The sequence below is a fragment of the Aeromonas sp. R2-1 genome (genome assembly GCF_040908425.1).
Taxonomy (GTDB): Bacteria; Pseudomonadota; Gammaproteobacteria; order Enterobacterales; family Aeromonadaceae; genus Aeromonas; species Aeromonas caviae.
Genome location: NZ_JBFODR010000003.1, coordinates 21,367 through 36,279, shown reverse-complemented (window position 1 = coordinate 36,279; position 14,913 = coordinate 21,367). Strand labels below are relative to the sequence as shown.

14 protein-coding genes are annotated in these 14,913 nt (G+C 62.0%); 5 read left to right on the top strand and 9 right to left on the bottom strand.

Translation table 11 applies throughout. The features are described from left to right. Nucleotides 1-250: 250 nt before the first annotated feature. Genes AB5Y80_RS00290 through AB5Y80_RS00265 form a run of 6 tightly spaced genes read right to left on the bottom strand, consistent with a single transcriptional unit; the run spans nucleotide 251 to nucleotide 5,081 of the window. Nucleotides 251-1,429 carry a hypothetical protein gene (locus AB5Y80_RS00290; RefSeq protein ID WP_162726538.1) on the bottom strand — a complete coding sequence of 393 codons (1,179 nt, stop codon included), beginning with the start codon at nucleotides 1,427-1,429 and terminating at the stop codon, nucleotides 251-253. A gap of 2 nt (nucleotides 1,430-1,431) precedes the next feature. Continuing rightward, complete coding sequence (locus tag AB5Y80_RS00285) at nucleotides 1,432-2,094, bottom strand: energy transducer TonB (protein ID WP_113069293.1); 663 nt, start codon at nucleotides 2,092-2,094, stop codon at nucleotides 1,432-1,434. Then, on the bottom strand, nucleotides 2,091-2,492 hold the full coding sequence (locus tag AB5Y80_RS00280) for an ExbD/TolR family protein (protein WP_368172382.1): 402 nt from the start codon (nucleotides 2,490-2,492) through the stop codon (nucleotides 2,091-2,093). Before AB5Y80_RS00280 ends, AB5Y80_RS00285 begins: the two co-directional genes overlap by 4 nt. Further along, complete coding sequence (locus AB5Y80_RS00275; RefSeq protein ID WP_010672233.1) at nucleotides 2,489-3,019, bottom strand: MotA/TolQ/ExbB proton channel family protein; 531 nt, start codon at nucleotides 3,017-3,019, stop codon at nucleotides 2,489-2,491. The genes AB5Y80_RS00280 and AB5Y80_RS00275 overlap by 4 nt, the downstream gene beginning before the upstream one ends. After that, nucleotides 3,016-4,323, bottom strand: coding sequence for a MotA/TolQ/ExbB proton channel family protein (locus AB5Y80_RS00270; RefSeq protein WP_368172381.1), 1,308 nt, complete (start codon nucleotides 4,321-4,323; stop codon nucleotides 3,016-3,018). The genes AB5Y80_RS00275 and AB5Y80_RS00270 overlap by 4 nt, the downstream gene beginning before the upstream one ends. Continuing rightward, on the bottom strand, nucleotides 4,320-5,081 hold the full coding sequence (locus AB5Y80_RS00265) for a DUF3450 domain-containing protein (RefSeq protein ID WP_279968038.1): 762 nt from the start codon (nucleotides 5,079-5,081) through the stop codon (nucleotides 4,320-4,322). Before AB5Y80_RS00265 ends, AB5Y80_RS00270 begins: the two co-directional genes overlap by 4 nt. Before the next feature lie 211 nt (nucleotides 5,082-5,292). On the opposite strand from AB5Y80_RS00265, the gene AB5Y80_RS00260 reads away from it, so the two are divergent. Next, nucleotides 5,293-6,069 carry a LuxR family transcriptional regulator gene (locus AB5Y80_RS00260; protein ID WP_010672236.1) on the top strand — a complete coding sequence of 259 codons (777 nt, stop codon included), beginning with the start codon at nucleotides 5,293-5,295 and terminating at the stop codon, nucleotides 6,067-6,069. 60 nt (nucleotides 6,070-6,129) lie between these two features. Here AB5Y80_RS00260 and glmS read toward each other — a convergent pair whose 3' ends face one another. Beyond that, nucleotides 6,130-7,962 carry a glutamine--fructose-6-phosphate transaminase (isomerizing) gene (gene glmS, locus AB5Y80_RS00255; RefSeq protein WP_010672252.1) on the bottom strand — a complete coding sequence of 611 codons (1,833 nt, stop codon included), beginning with the start codon at nucleotides 7,960-7,962 and terminating at the stop codon, nucleotides 6,130-6,132. A 55-nt stretch (nucleotides 7,963-8,017) separates the two neighbouring features. Continuing rightward, nucleotides 8,018-8,791, bottom strand: a complete 774-nt coding sequence (locus AB5Y80_RS00250; RefSeq protein WP_010672253.1) for a DeoR/GlpR family DNA-binding transcription regulator — start codon at nucleotides 8,789-8,791, stop codon at nucleotides 8,018-8,020. Between the two features lie 122 nt (nucleotides 8,792-8,913). Between AB5Y80_RS00250 and blrA the strand changes: the two genes are divergently transcribed. From blrA to creD, 4 genes are all read left to right on the top strand, one after another. Next, nucleotides 8,914-9,588, top strand: coding sequence for a beta-lactam response regulator transcription factor BlrA (gene blrA / locus AB5Y80_RS00245; RefSeq protein ID WP_368172380.1), 675 nt, complete (start codon nucleotides 8,914-8,916; stop codon nucleotides 9,586-9,588). 34 nt (nucleotides 9,589-9,622) lie between these two features. After that, nucleotides 9,623-11,044, top strand: coding sequence for a beta-lactam sensor histidine kinase BlrB (blrB, locus tag AB5Y80_RS00240; protein WP_368172379.1), 1,422 nt, complete (start codon nucleotides 9,623-9,625; stop codon nucleotides 11,042-11,044). 99 nt (nucleotides 11,045-11,143) lie between these two features. Then, the gene (gene blaOXA, locus AB5Y80_RS00235; protein ID WP_043153635.1) at nucleotides 11,144-11,938 is read left to right on the top strand and encodes a class D beta-lactamase; all 795 of its coding nucleotides are present in this window, start codon (nucleotides 11,144-11,146) and stop codon (nucleotides 11,936-11,938) included. Nucleotides 11,939-12,059: 121 nt separating this feature from the next. Continuing rightward, entirely contained in the window at nucleotides 12,060-13,430 is a 1,371-nt protein-coding gene (gene creD, locus AB5Y80_RS00230) for a cell envelope integrity protein CreD (RefSeq protein ID WP_368172378.1), read from the top strand. Nucleotides 13,431-13,481: 51 nt separating this feature from the next. Here creD and glmU read toward each other — a convergent pair whose 3' ends face one another. Continuing rightward, a complete protein-coding gene (gene glmU / locus AB5Y80_RS00225; RefSeq protein ID WP_368172377.1) occupies nucleotides 13,482-14,843 on the bottom strand; it encodes a bifunctional UDP-N-acetylglucosamine diphosphorylase/glucosamine-1-phosphate N-acetyltransferase GlmU in 1,362 nt (453 codons plus the stop codon). Nucleotides 14,844-14,913: the final 70 nt, after the last annotated feature.

Here is a 14,913-nt window from a genome sequence, read left to right as displayed (position 1 = left end):
AGAGCGTCACGCTTATCGCGTTGAGGAGGCGCATCTTACGCTCCTCACTTCGAAAGTCAAGCGGTTGTTTTCGCTTTTCTTTCGGCGCCCACTTCCTAAGGAGGCTGGCTCATCAGGTTGGCGTGGTCCGCCGTGCTGGTAGGGGCGCATTATAGGGAGCCGCGCCGTGATGACAAGAGCTTTTTGTAAAAATACGCTCGTTTGCTGAAAAAGCAGGCTAAACCCCATGAAATGAGAGTTTACCCCAGTTTCATGCCGATTTTTTGTTCATACCGTCAGTCTGGGCCTGAATGTAGTTGACCCAGCTGGTCGCCCTGTCTTGCCAGTTGTTCTGCTGTTGCAGCTCGCGAGCCAACACCAGCGCCTGAGCATATTGTTCTTTATTGAGGTGTGCCTGCACCAGAAGGGCCTTGGCTCTGTTGCCCTGCTCTCCCTTCACTGACTTGATGGCCGCGAGCTGGGTCATGGCGGCATCCGTCTTGCCCTGTTGCAGCAGCAGTTCGGCGGCACGCATGGCGGCCTTGGGGTGAGCATGTTCCCGGGCAAGCAGCTGCCAGCTGTCCACAGCCTTCGGCCACTCACGTGCCCCTTCCCACAACTGGGCCAGCAATTGGCGATTCTCGGCGCTCTGCTTCATCTGTCCCTTGGCCATGGCAGACTCCAGCAGACGCGCACCGCGATAGGGCAGTCCCTGCCAGGCATACAGGCGGATTAGCTGGTTGCGGGCGGCGGCATCATCCATCAGTTGACGGTCGATGGCAGTTTGCAGCAGTGCAAGCGCTCGATCACCACGCTTGGCGGAGAGATTGAGCGACACAGCCTGCTGCCACCACTTGCTCTCTTTCGGCTCGCGGCGGATCAACTCTTCGGCCTGATCCGCAGCCACGCCGTAACGCTGCAATGCAGTGAGGGAGGAGAGGCGGATGATGGCTGCCTGCTTCTGCCAGCTTTTCTTCAACAGTTGTTCACTCTGGCTGGCTGCCTCGCCGTACTGCTTGTTGTGGTAATAGAGGCCAGCCAAGCGCAGACGCAAGGCATCGTCAGCCTTGATGGCCAATGCGGCCTTGTAGCTGGCGATGGCGCCGGGCCAGTTGGATTGCTGGGCCTGGATATCCCCTCGCAGACGCAACAACTGAAGTCGTTGCTGCTCTGGCCACTCTTTATAGGCAAGAGCCTGCTCCACGTAGCGACTCGCCTGTGCGGTCTGCTGCAGGTTGGCGGCCAGAGAGGCCTGTAACTGCGCCAGCCAGGCGTGCTCAGCCTCGGAACCGGGTTTGAGCACAGCCGCCTTGCTCTGGGCCTGTTGCCACTGGCCGGATTGATAGAGCTTCATCACGGGCTCCAGCTGGCGGGAGAAATGAGGGCTCACCTCCATCGCCAGACAGGCTTGGCTGACCAGGGCCAGCAGACAGATCCAGATCCGCAACATGGTTATGACTCCAATTTGAATTTGAGCGTGATGACTTGCACCAGTTTGTCGGTGGCGCCCGGCCTCGGCTGATAGCGCCACTTGTTGATCGCCTGAATGGCCGCTCGCTCGAACTGACGCTTCGGCTTCGCCTCGACCACCTCCACATCCTGTACCCGGCCGTCGGCATCGACGCTGAAACGCAAGGTCACGGACCCCTCGATGCCGGCCTGCTGGGCCCGGTAGGGATAAACAGGCTCAACCCGTTGCAGCGGCATCAGCATGTCGCCGGCACCGATCCCGGTACCCTGCTGCTGACCATGGAAATTGCCGCTCGCGACCGGAGTGGGACTGGTCGCCACGCCAGGGGCAGAGACCTGTACCGCACTCAGGGTCGAGACTAGGTCCAGGCTCGGCTGTACCGAAGGCAACGGGGCCGCCGCCGGCATGGGCAGTGGCGTCGAAGCCAGCGCGGCAGGCGGCTCCGGCAGGGGTTCCGGCTCCTGGGGTACCGGCCGCTCACGCACCTGTACCTCGGTCACCTCGTTCTGCATGTTGATGACGATGGATTTTTGCTCTGTGGTCGCCTTCTCCCCTCCGGGCGGCTCCACCAGGGTGGCCATGAACAACAGGATGCCCAGACTGAGGGCGATCCCCAGTCCCAGGCTCATCAACTTGTGTTTCATTTCGGTGCCACCGCCACGGCGATGTTGGCGATGCCTGCCGCCTTGGCTTCATCCATCACCCGCACCACCTTGCCGTGGGGTACCCGTTCATCGGCCTGGATCACCAGGCTTGCCTCGGGCTGCTCCGCCAACAGTCGGACGAGGGTGGCCTGCACCCGCTCCACATCCACCTGTTTGCGGTCGAGGAAGATCTGCCCCTGAGCGCCGATCGCCAGCATGATGCTGGACGATTTCTGCGCCTTGGCCTGGCTGGCCTGAGGTCTGTGTACCTCAAGCCCGGCTTCGCGCACGAAGGAGGTGGTCACGATGAAGAAGATCAGCATGATGAAGACGATATCCAGCATGGGGGTCATGTCGATCTGTACTTCATCGCGCTGGCGTTTGGATTGCCGTCTCATTGCATTACCTTCTCTTCTCGCAGGCCGTCCCGGGTCTTGGCCAGCGCACGCTTGGCCTGACTCTCGAGCCGGCTCAGTAACAACACGCCGGAGAGGGCCACCACCATGCCTGCCATGGTGGGGATGGTGGCGCGGGAGATCCCGCCCGCCATGCTCTCCGGGTTAAAGCGGTTGGCCGCAGCCAGCGCATCGAATACGCCTATCATGCCGGTCACTGTACCCAGCAATCCCAGCATGGGGCAGAGCACCACCAGGGTGCGGATGAAGATCAGATGACGGTTGAGCGCCAGCTCCACTTCTGCCAGCCAGCGCCCGCGAATCGCGCGAGCGTGCCAGCTGTGACGCTCGCGACGCGCCTGCCAGCGGCCCAGCAGCTCACGCTGCAACGGTGCAAACCCCAGGTTGAGGTAGAGCAGCCGCTCGATCATCAGAATCCACATCAGCACCAGCAAGGCCAGAATGACCCAGAGCACCGGGCCGCCACGGCCCATGAAGCTCTGCAACTGCTGCCAGATGTCGAGCATCATGCTACCCGCTCCACCCTGTCACCATTGCTTTCGGCCCGCTCGGCCAGGATCCCGGCCACCTGCTGTTCCAGCACGTTGGAGAGCTCGGTGAAACGGGACTGCAACAGGCTGTGGGCCAGGATCAGCGGAATGGCCGCTACCAGACCCTGCACCGTGGTGACCAGAGCCATGGAGATGCCGCCCGCCATGATCTTGGGATCGCCGGTACCGAACTGGGTGATGGCCTGGAAGGTGCCGATCATACCGGTCACTGTCCCGAGCAGACCCAGCATGGGGGCGATGGCCGCGATCACCTTGACCATGCCGATGCCGCGCTCCAGGCGAGGGGTCTCCTGCAGGATCGCCTCATCCAGACGCAGTTCGAGGGTCTCCATGCTCAGTTCTGGATGCTTGTCAGCCACCGTCAGCACCCGGCCGAGGGCGTTGTCGGCATGATATTCACCGCTCTTGAGCTGGCGACGAACCCGACCCAGTTCGCGAGAGAGGCTCCACAGCCGTACTCCAGCGATCCCCAGGCCGATGGCTGCCAGCAGCACGATGATGGCGCCGACCTGGCCTCCCTGCTGGACTTGCTGCCAGAAGGTGGGCGCCTGAGCCAGCATATCGAGCAGAACACCGTGGGAGGGATCCAGCGGCAACGCTTCTCCCTCCTGACCCTGATAAGCGGCCACAGCGGAAAGTACGCTGCCTGGCAGGCCCAGCACCGGACTCAGGCCTTCGGCCCCCGGTTGCAAGAAACCAGCATCGCCCAGCAGGGCGAAGCTGCCGATCCGGGTCAACGTCTGCTCGCTGGCAACGCCCTGGGCATCAAGCACCTTGCCGTTGAACTGGGCAACCCGGCCCGATTCGCGGATCTCCTGCAGCAAGGTGGCTGGCAGCAGGGCAAGGGCGGCGCGATCAGGCACCTGTTTATCCTGTGCCATGGTTTTCAGCGGGGCGAGGCGATCAGGATACTGGCCCTCGACGGCGGATTCGCTCAGCAGCTTGACCGCATCGCTGGCCCCCTGACGGGTGACCGCAAAGATCTCGTTCATGTCGCCGGAGGCTTGCTCCCACTGGGTATTGAGCTCCACCAGCTGCTTTTCATTGGCCGCGAACTGGCTGGCCAGCGCCTTGCTCAGGCGCTGGGCCTCGGCCAGCTTGGTACGGGCAGTGCTCAGCTCCCTGGAGACAGACGCCAGATCCTGCTGAGCCTTCTGTTCACGGGCCTGTTCCTGCTGCTGCCAGGCTTCCTCGGCCACGGCGGCTGTGGTGCCCAGAGAGAGGGCGAGGGCAAGGGGTAACCACTTCATGGTGACGCTCATGATTGGGCCTCCTGACCACGGCTGACGGAAAGGGGGACATTCAACAACTGGGGAACTTTCTTGTCGGCAGCCATTTCCAACGCCTCGGCGATGGGGGAGAGCCACTGGCCGTCGAGGGCTTGCCATTGCTTGCTCTGCGCAGACCAGCGCCACGCCTGGGAGCGATCGGCGGTCATCGCCAGCAGGGAGACCCGGCCCAGAGCCAGCACGTCGACCCGGCGCGGTGCGCCATCCAGCACCAGCTCGGCGGAATAATGGTCCAGTCTGCTGCCGTATTCGGCTTCAATCTGATAGGCCTGCAATAGCTGGTGGAACTTCTCCGCCTCGCTCACATCGGCTCTGGCCAGCGTCGCTTTCAAGGCAGCAACCCGCGCCAGACGATCCTCCCTGCGCAGCGGGATGTCATCCTGTACCAGCTGTTCCAGATCGGCTTGCATCTGCAGCATCAGGGGGACAAGCCCCTGTCTGGTCTCCTGTACCGCCTCCAACTGCTGGTTCAGCTTGCCCAGCTCGTTTTGCTGATCGGCCACCAGAGACTGCATGTAGCGGTTGTAGGCTTCCAGATCCCGCAGTTGAAGTTGGGCATTTTGCAGCTCAATCCTGGCGGCGACGGCGCCATCGGCGGCTTTCTCCACACGCAGCTGGGAGGCTTTCCCGTCGGCGATACTGTTCTTCAATGCTGGCGCAACAACCTCGTCGGCGGACACGACGCAATGAACGGCCATGGGTAACAAGGCCAGACCCCAAAACTTGTTCATGATATAAATCTTAACAATGATAACTATTCTCATTGTCTCAAAGAGTAGGGTCACTGGCAATCAGATGATTTTCTTGGCCTCTGGCCGAAAAAACAGGATACTTTTTAGACAAGTACGGGAATAACTGGCGTTGGTAGTCGCAACACCATTTTAAATAACTAAAAAATGTCTTTTCGATCAGCAAGATAAGTGATCGAAAAAGGAGACTTACATGTTTAACGATGCGATCTGGGAACACATAGATCGGTTCACCAAGGCGAAGAAGACCAGCGAGATCCAGCAACAACTGGAGCGCTTCAGTCATCAAATGGGGTTTGATTACTTCCGTTTGCTGATTATTTTCCCCATCAGCATGCAGAAATCCCATGTGGCCTTGTTCAACAACTGCCCCACCAGCTGGTTTGATGCCTATTCGGAACGGCACTACCTGACCCAGGATCCGGTCGTCTTCCTGGGGCTGAAGCAGACCCAGCCCATCTTCTGGAACAAGCTCGATTGTGATGCCCCCTGGTTGCCCAGCGCCAGCAGGGAGGTGATGAACCTCGCCGCCGACTTCGGGGTGAGGAACGGCGTCTCCTTCCCGCTGCACACGCCGCAGGGGGAACACGGCATCCTCTCTTTCATCAGCAAGGAGAAGTCCAATTCCGATCTGATGTTTGAAAACGTTCCCCTGCTGTCATTCTGCGCCAGCTACATCTTCAACTCGGCCCTGACCCTCATCAAGGCCAGGCCAGACCTGATGAAATACCTGGCCGAGCTGTCGGATCGGGAGAAGGAGTGCCTGTTCTGGGCCAGCGAGGGCAAGACCTCCTGGGAGATCGCCACCATCCTCGGCATCAGCGAGCGAACCGTGAACTTCCACCTCAATCAGGTCACCAACAAGACGGACTCGCGCAACCGCAACCAGGCGATCGCCAAGAGCATCTCCAGCGGCATCATTGTGCCTTCCCTGGACGACGTGACCATCACCAACCTGCGGCTGTCGTAGCCTGTTTTGCCAAAACAAAAAGAGCCGCAATGCGGCTCTTTTTTCATTTCCGGCGACGGCTTATTCCACAGTCACGGATTTGGCCAGGTTGCGCGGTTGATCCACGTCGGTGCCCTTGATGAGGGCGACGTGGTAGGAAAGCAGCTGCAACGGCACGGTATAGACGATCGGCGCGATCATCTCTTCCACGTGGTTCAGGCTCATCACCCGCATGGTCTCGTCGCTCTTGAAACCGGCGTCCGCATCGGCGAACACATAGAGGATACCGCCACGGGCACGCACCTCTTCCACGTTGGACTTGAGCTTCTCCAGCAGATCGTTGTTCGGCGCCACGACGATGATGGGCATCTCGGCATCGATCAGCGCCAGCGGGCCATGCTTCAACTCACCGGCGGCATAGGCCTCGGCGTGGATGTAGGAGATTTCCTTGAGTTTGAGCGCCCCTTCCATGGCGATGGGGTACTGGCTGCCACGACCGAGGAACAGGCTATGGTGCTTGTCGGCAAACTCTTCGGCCAGAGTCTCGATCTGCTTGGCCAAGGCCAGGCTCTCCTTGATGCGTACAGGCAAGGCTTGCAGCGCCTTGACCAGTTCGGCCTCGGCGGCGGCGCTCAGGTTGCCACGGCAGTGACCGACTGAGGCCACCAGCATCAGCAGACCAGCCAGCTGGGTGGTGAACGCCTTGGTGGACGCCACCCCGATCTCGGCACCAGCCCGGGTCATGAAGGCCAGATCCGATTCACGCACCAGGGAGGAGCCCGGTACGTTGCAGATGGCCAGGGAGCTCATGTAACCGGATTCCTTGGCCAGACGCAGGGCGGCCAGGGTATCGGCGGTTTCTCCGCTCTGGGAAAGAGTCACCAGCAGGCTGTTGGGGCGCACCACCGACTTGCGGTAGCGGAACTCGGAGGCGATCTCCACGTCGCAGGAGACGCCGGCGATCTCTTCGAACCAGTATCGGGCCACCATGCCGGAGTTGTAGGAGGTGCCGCAGGCGACGATCTGGACGTGCTCGACCTTGTCGAAGATGGCGCGGGCGCCGTTGCCGAAGGACTCGACCACCACGTGATCGCTGCCCAGGCGGCCTTCCAGGGTATTGGTGATGGCCTTGGGCTGCTCGTAGATCTCCTTGAGCATGTAGTGGCGGTATTCACCCTTGTCACCGGCATCGTGGGACAGCTCGGACTCCAGCTCCTCGCGCACCACGGCCTCGCCGTGGGTATCGAAGATGTGCACGTCGCGGCGGGTCACTTCGGCCACATCGCCCTCTTCCAGGAAGATGAAGCGGCGGGTCACCGGCAGCAGGGCCATCTGGTCGGAAGCGATGAAGTTCTCGCCGATGCCGCGGCCGATCACCAGGGGGGAGCCGGAACGGGCCACCACCACGCGGCTGTCGTCACGGCTGTCCATCACCACGGTGCCGTAGGCGCCGCGCAGTTGCTTCACCGCGACCTGCATGGCCGCCAGCAGGCTGGGGGCGGATTTCAGCTCGTGGTGCACCAGGTGGGCGATCACTTCGGTGTCGGTGTCGGAGCTGAACACATAGCCCAGCGCCTTCAACTCTTCCCGCAGCTCTTCGTGGTTCTCGATGATACCGTTGTGCACCACCACGATATGCTCGGAGACATGGGGGTGAGCATTGCGCTCGGACGGCTCGCCATGGGTAGCCCAGCGGGTGTGGGCAATGCCGGTACCACCGTGGACGGACTGCTCCTCCAAAGCCTTGGCCAGTTCGGCCACCTTGCCAAGGCGACGCACCCGCTGCAGCGGCTGGTTGGCGCTGAACACGGCAACACCGGCCGAATCGTAGCCACGGTATTCCAGACGGCGCAGGCCCTCTACCAGGATTTCAGCCACATCACGTTGGGCGACGGCCCCGACGATGCCACACATAGACTTCTCCTTGAAACGTAAGACGTTAATTCGGTTGGATAATGGTTTGTTCAGGTCACACGGCCACGGGGGCGCAAATCAGCGTGATCCCCCTGGCCTGAATCTGTTCTCTGGCCGCATTGCTCAGCCCCTCGTCGGTCACCAGGGTATGGATGCCGGACCAGGGCAGCTCGAGATTGGGGATCTTGCGGCCGATCTTCTCCGACTCCACCATGACGATGACCTCCCGCGACACCTCGGCCATGACCCGGGAGAGGCCCACCAGCTCGTTGAAGGTGGTAGTGCCGCGCTCCGGGTCGATGCCGTCGGCGCCGATGAAGAGCTGGTCGAAGTCATAGGAGCGCAGCACCTGCTCCGCCACCTGCCCCTGGAAGGATTCGGAATGGGGATCCCAGGTCCCGCCTGTCATCAGCAGGGTGGGCTCGTTTTCCAGCTCGCGCAGGGCACCGGCCACATTGAGGGAGTTGGTCATGACGATGAGGCCGCGCTTGTTGCCCAGCATGGGGATCATGGCGCTGGTGGTGCTGCCGCTGTCGATGATGACGCGGTTGTGATCGCGGATCCGCTCGGCGGCGGCGCGGGCAATGGCCAGCTTTCGATTCGAAACTTGTTCCGGGTTGCTGTCCACCACCATCTCGCTGGGGAGGGGAACGGCACCGCCGTAACGACGCAGCAGCAGGCCACCGGTCTCCAGCACCGCCAGATCTTTGCGGATGGTCACCTCGGAAGTGGCGAAGTGTTTGGCCAGGGCATCGACGCTGACTTCCCCCTGCTCCTGCACCAGACTCACTATGGTGTGACGGCGCTGCTGTGTGTTGCGTTTGGTCATTTATAAGTTTCGATTCGAAAGAATGGCGAAATATTAATGTCTTTTCGGGAAAAATCAAACGGCAAATAGGATCCGATTTGGTTCGATGCCAGAATGAGGGGCCGATTTGCGACGAGGACGCCATGCAAAAACGACTCATCTGGCTGGTGGAAGATGAAGCCAGCATTGCCGATACCCTGATCTATGCCCTGCAGACCGATGGTTTCGAGGTGGAGTGGTTCCCCCTCGGCCAGCCGTTGCTGGCGCGACTGGAACAGACGCGACCGGATTTTTTGATCCTGGATGTGGGGCTGCCGGATATCAGCGGTTTCGAACTGTGCAAGCGGGTGCGGGCACTGACCGATATTCCCCTGATGTTTCTCACCGCTCGCAGCGAGGAGATAGACAGGCTGATCGGGCTGGAGATAGGGGCAGACGACTATGTGGCCAAACCCTTCTCACCCCGTGAGGTGTGCGCCCGGGTGCGGGTCATCCTGCGCCGCAGCCAGCCCGCCCCCTACCAGCCGATACAGCCACTCGCCCTGGACGAGGAGCGGGCACGAATCTGCTTCCAGGGCCAGCCCCTGACGCTCACCCGCTATGAGTACCTGCTGCTCAAGACCCTGATGCTGGCGCCGGGTCGGGTCTACTCCCGCCAGCAGCTGATGGATCTGGTGTGGCAGGATGCGGAAGAGAGTCTGGATCGCACCGTCGACACCCACATCAAGACTCTGCGGGCCAAGCTGCGGGAGCGGGACCCTGACGCCAACCTGATCCTGACCCACCGCGGGCTGGGCTACAGTCTGGAGCTGGCATGAACTCGGGGTGGCCGGGCATCGGCAGGGGGATGAGATGAGAATCGGATTGCAACTGCTGTGCGGCCTGGTGCTGATCTTCGCCCTGGCCGCCTGGTTCGTGCTGGAGATCTTCGTCGAGGAGATCAAGCCCGGGGTACGCAGCGCCACCGAAGATACCCTGGTAGACATGGCGCAGATGCTGGCCCCCCTGGTCCTGGACGACATGCAGGAAGGAAAGATGGCGAATGGCCGGCTGGCCAGCGCCTTCGCCCGCCTCAACCAGAGTCCCATCAATGCCCTCATCGATGGCCACCTCAAGCAGCAGGCGGAGTACCGCATCTATGTGACCGACGCAAAAGGCAGGGTGGTCTACGACTCGGACGGGGTGGATCTGGGCAAGGACTACTCACGCTGGAACGACGTCTACCTGACCCTGCGCGGCGAATATGGCGCCCGCAGCACCCGCACCGATCCCGACGATGCTGCCAGCTCGACCATGTATGTGGCAGCTCCGCTGCGGGAAGGGGCCGAGATCATCGGCTCCCTCACCGTCGCCAAGCCCAACAGCACCCTGCAGCCCATGATAGAGCGCAGCGAACACCAGTTGCTGAAAGGGGCGGCCCTGCTGCTGTTCATCTCGCTGCTCATCGGCGCCTTGCTGGTGTGGTGGCTCAACCGTGCCATCGGCAAGCTGGTGCACTATGCGGATGCAATCAGCCAGGGTCAGCCCGCCAGCCTGCCGCGCCTCTACAGCCCCGAACTGGACAGGCTAGGCCACTCCCTGGAGACCATGCGCCGCCAACTGGACGGCAAGGCCTATATCGAGGCCTATGTCCACAGCCTGACTCACGAGCTCAAAAGCCCGCTGGCGGCCATTCGCGGGGCGGGGGAGATTCTTGCCGAGGCGCCGCCGCCGGACATCGCAAAGCGCTTTATCGGCAACATCAATCTGGAGACGGCCCGCATGCAGCAGCTGATCGAACGCATGCTGCAACTCGCCCGCCTCGAATCAGGGCAGGGGCTGGACAGACAATCCGTTGAGCCGGCCCGGCTGGGCAGACGGGTGCTCGATGCCCGCCAGATCCAGGCCCAGCGCCGCCAGATCGCCCTGCACGCCGAGCTGGGGGAAGGTCAGAAGCAGAAGTGGGATCCCCTGCTGGTGGAGCAGGCCCTTGGCAACCTGCTGGACAACGCCCTCGATTTCGCCCCCGCCGGCAGCACCCTGGTGCTGAGCGGCGCCATGGAGGAGGGGGGTTACTGCTACCGGGTGCGGGATCAGGGTCCAGGCATTCCCGACTTTGCGCTGCCCAGGATTTTCGAGCGTTTCTACTCCCTGCCAAGGCCAGACAAGGGAAAAAGCAGCGGCCTCGGGCTCAGTTTTGCCATGGAGGTGGCACGCCAGCATGGCGGCCATCTTGCTCTTGCCAATCAGCCGGGCGGGGGGGTGCTGGCCACTCTCTGGCTGCCCGGCAACTGAGGACACTTCACACCAAGCACACAGAGCCGGGCTAAGCTGCACCTCCTCGATGACGACCGTCCCCGTCGATGCGCATTCATATTAATCAAGGAGATAGATATGCCCCGTATGCTGTTGTCCGGTCTGCTTGCCGCCGGCCTCTTCTGTGCACTGCCTGCCAGCGCCGCTTCTGGCTGCATGCTGTTTGCCGATGGCACCGGCAAACCCGTCAGCACCCAGGGGGACTGTGCCGCCCAGTTGACCCCGGCCTCCACCTTCAAGATCCCGCTGGCACTGATGGGCTATGACAGCGGCTTTCTGGTGGATGAACAACTGCCGGCCCTGCCGTTCAAGGCCGGTGATCCTGATTTCCTGCCGGAGTGGAAACAGACCACCACCCCGAGCAGCTGGATGCAATTCTCGGTCATCTGGTACTCGCAGCGCCTCACCGAGTGGCTGGGAGAGGCTCGCTTCCAGCACTACGTGGACAGCTTCGACTACGGCAACCGGGATCTCGAAGGCAACCCGGGCAAGCACGACGGTCTGACCCAGGCCTGGCTCAGCGCCAGCCTCGCCATCAGCCCCCAGGAGCAAGCCCGCTTCCTTGGGAAAATGGTGAGCGGCAAGCTGCCGGTCTCCGCCAAGACCCTGCGCCATACCGCCAACCTGATGCGTCAGCCCGACATCGACGGTTGGCAGATCCACGGCAAGACCGGCATGGGTTACCCCAAGCTGCTGGATGGCAGCCTGGACAGGGAGCAGCAGATCGGCTGGTTCGTCGGCTGGGCCAGCAAACAGGACAAGACGCTCATCTTCGTCCACACCGTTATCCAGAAGCCGGGCAAGCAGTTCGCTTCCCTCAAGGCCAGGGAGGAGGTGTTCGCCGCCCTGCCGGCCCGGTTGAAGACACTCTGATGCCAGCAACACCGGCGCCTGGCGCCGGTTTTTTTATCCCCCTTCACCACCGCTTCACACTGCCCCATCCTCCCTTCACGCGACCCCGGCACACTCCCGTTCAACAACAAGGAGACGTGTCATGGTCAAACAGATTTTCACCCACAAGATCGCCCTGCTGCTGTTGCTCAGCCTGCTGCTGATGGTACCGGTGCAATCCATCATGGAGCTGAACCGGGAGCGGCAGATTTACCGCAATCAGGCGATCCAGAGCATCATGGTCAGCAGCAGTGGCCCGCAACAGCTGATGGGGCCGGTTATCGTGCAGCCCTATACCCGTTCGGTGACGGTCGAGCAGGATGGCAAGCGCTTCGTCCGTCAGGAGCAGACCTATCGCTACCTGCTGCCGGAACAGCTCGACGTGCAGGCCACCATGGAGGTGACCCCGCGCAAACTCGGCATCTATCAGGCGCAGGTCTATCAGACCCGGCTCTCCCTCTCCGGCCGTTTGCCGACAGCCGCTCAACTACAAGAGAGCGCGCCGCTCGCCGGGAATGACGAGCTGGTGGCAGGCAAACCCTACCTGAGTCTGGTGCTCTCCGATGCCCGCGGCATCAACAGCGTGCCCGAGCTGCAGCTCGGCAAGCTGCGCACCCCCTTTGCTCCGGGTGCCCGCCTCGGCAGCACCCTGGCCGGGATCCATGCTCCTCTCGACAGCCTGCCTCAGCAGGATGGTACCTTCCATCTGGAGCTCAATCTGCAGGGGATGAACGAGCTGGAAGTGGTGCCGCTCGGCCGGGAGAGCAAGCTGCAACTGGCCGGCAACTGGCCCCACCCCAACTTTATCGGCGACTTCCTACCGGCCAGTCGCAGCCTCAATCAGGAGGGGTTCAGCGCCAGCTGGCAGACCAGTTGGTTCGCCACCGACATGGAGAGCCGCTTCAACCGCATGATGAAGGGAGCGGGCACCAAACTGCCGTCATTCAGCGTCAGCCTGGTGCAACCGGTGGATCACTATCAGCTGAACGAGCGGGCCGCCAAATATGCCCTGCTGTTCATCGGCCTCACCTTCATCAGCTTCTTCATGTTCGAGCTGCTCAAGGGGCTGCGAGTTCACCCGATCCAGTACGCGCTGGTGGGCATGGGGCTGGCAATCTTCTATCTGGTGCTACTGGCCCTGACCGAACACCTCGGCTTTGGCTGGGCCTATCTGGTGGCCGCGCTGGCCAGCGTGCTGCTCAACGGCTTCTACCTGAGCCATGTGCTGGGCGGCCCGAAGCAGGGGATCGGCTTCGCTGCGCTGCTCGGGCTGGTCTATGCCATCCTCTACAGCCTGCTGCAGGCCGAAGAGATCGCTCTGCTGCTCGGCGCCCTGCTGCTGTTCGCCACCCTGGCGCTGATCATGCTGCTGACCCGCAAGCTCGACTGGTATCAGGTGATGGAGAACAGTCCCTCCGCCACCGCATGGGCGGCCCCCCAGCCATCGACCAGTGACACCAGCCATCAGCCATAAGCAAAAAAACCGGCGCCCTCGGGCGCCGGTTTGCATTTCATTGATCGGGCATCACTTCTTCTTGACCGGACGGGGCCAGTTCGGAATGTGGCGCTGGGGCACCCGGGTGATCACCAGCTCGTTTTCCGCCACATCCTTGGTGATGGTGGAACCCGCCCCCAGGGTCGCCCCCTTGCCGATCCGCACCGGCGCCACCAGCTGGGTATCGGAGCCGACGAAGACATCGTCCTCGATGATGGTCTGGAACTTGTTCACCCCGTCGTAATTGCAGGTGATGGTGCCGGCACCGATGTTCACCTTGGCGCCGACGTCCGCATCCCCCAGATAGGTCAGATGACCGCACTTCGAGCCCACCCCCAGCCGGGCCTTCTTCATCTCGACGAAGTTGCCGACATGGGCATCCTGCTCCAGCACGGCACCCGGACGCAGGCGGGTAAAGGGCCCGACCGAGCACTGGTCGGCAATTTGCGCACCTTCGATGACGGAGTAAGGTTTCACCTCGGTATGGTCGCCGATCACGCAATCCTTCAATACGCTGCCGGCACCGATGCGCACGTGATTACCCAGCACCACCTTGCCTTCGATGATGACGTTGACGTCGATCACCACCTCCTCCCCGATTTCCAGGGTGCCGCGCAGATCGAAACGGGCCGGATCGATCAGGGTGGCGCCGGCGATCATCAGCTTCTCGGCCTGCATCTGCTGGTAGCTGCGCTCAAGCGCAGCCAGCTGCACCCGATTGTTGGCCCCTTCCACTTCCATGGCGCTGTCCGGGTGGACGGCGGCGATGGCACAGCCATCCCCATGGGCCATGGCGATGACGTCGGTCAGATAGAACTCGCCCTGGGCGTTCTTGTTGTCGAGGCGCGACAGCCAGCCGCGCAGCTGGGCACCGTTCGCCACCAGCACGCCGGTGTTCACTTCGCGGATGGCAAGTTGCTCGGCGTTGGCATCCTTCTGCTCGACAATGCCGACCACCTGACCATGTTCCCGCACGATGCGGCCATAGCCGGTCGGGTTGTCCAGCACCACGGTCAGCAACGCCATGCCATCGTCGGCCTTGGCGGCCAGCAAGCGTTGCAGGGTCTCGGGCTGGATCAGCGGGGTATCGCCGTAGAGCACCAGCACGTCGTCTTCGTCATGCCAGAACGGAATGGCCTGGGCGACGGCATGGCCGGTCCCCAGTTGCTGGGCCTGCAGCACCCAGTTCAGGTCGGATGCCTGGATCCGCTCCTTCAGCAGTTCGGCGCCGTGGCCGTACACCAGGTGCAGCTGTTCGGCACCGATCTGGCGGGCGGTCTCGATCACATGGGAGACCATGGGCTTGCTGGCAACGGGGTGCAGCACCTTGGGCAGGGAGGAACGCATGCGGGTGCCTTTGCCCGCAGCCAGGATCACGACGTTGAGAGACATAGCTAGCCTTTGAAACAGGTGGAAATGCTGGGCGGAGTCTATCCAACGGGCAAAAAAAAAGCGACCCGAA

Coding starts and splice junctions, on each gene's coding strand:
- AB5Y80_RS00290 (WP_162726538.1), bottom strand. CDS start 1,429: ATGTTGCGGATCTGGATCTGTCTGCTGGCCCTGGTCAGCCAAGCCTGT.
- AB5Y80_RS00285 (WP_113069293.1), bottom strand. CDS start 2,094: ATGAAACACAAGTTGATGAGCCTGGGACTGGGGATCGCCCTCAGTCTG.
- AB5Y80_RS00280 (WP_368172382.1), bottom strand. CDS start 2,492: ATGAGACGGCAATCCAAACGCCAGCGCGATGAAGTACAGATCGACATG.
- AB5Y80_RS00275 (WP_010672233.1), bottom strand. CDS start 3,019: ATGATGCTCGACATCTGGCAGCAGTTGCAGAGCTTCATGGGCCGTGGC.
- AB5Y80_RS00270 (WP_368172381.1), bottom strand. CDS start 4,323: ATGAGCGTCACCATGAAGTGGTTACCCCTTGCCCTCGCCCTCTCTCTG.
- AB5Y80_RS00265 (WP_279968038.1), bottom strand. CDS start 5,081: ATGAACAAGTTTTGGGGTCTGGCCTTGTTACCCATGGCCGTTCATTGC.
- AB5Y80_RS00260 (WP_010672236.1), top strand. CDS start 5,293: ATGTTTAACGATGCGATCTGGGAACACATAGATCGGTTCACCAAGGCG.
- glmS (WP_010672252.1), bottom strand. CDS start 7,962: ATGTGTGGCATCGTCGGGGCCGTCGCCCAACGTGATGTGGCTGAAATC.
- AB5Y80_RS00250 (WP_010672253.1), bottom strand. CDS start 8,791: ATGACCAAACGCAACACACAGCAGCGCCGTCACACCATAGTGAGTCTG.
- blrA (WP_368172380.1), top strand. CDS start 8,914: ATGCAAAAACGACTCATCTGGCTGGTGGAAGATGAAGCCAGCATTGCC.
- blrB (WP_368172379.1), top strand. CDS start 9,623: ATGAGAATCGGATTGCAACTGCTGTGCGGCCTGGTGCTGATCTTCGCC.
- blaOXA (WP_043153635.1), top strand. CDS start 11,144: ATGCCCCGTATGCTGTTGTCCGGTCTGCTTGCCGCCGGCCTCTTCTGT.
- creD (WP_368172378.1), top strand. CDS start 12,060: ATGGTCAAACAGATTTTCACCCACAAGATCGCCCTGCTGCTGTTGCTC.
- glmU (WP_368172377.1), bottom strand. CDS start 14,843: ATGTCTCTCAACGTCGTGATCCTGGCTGCGGGCAAAGGCACCCGCATG.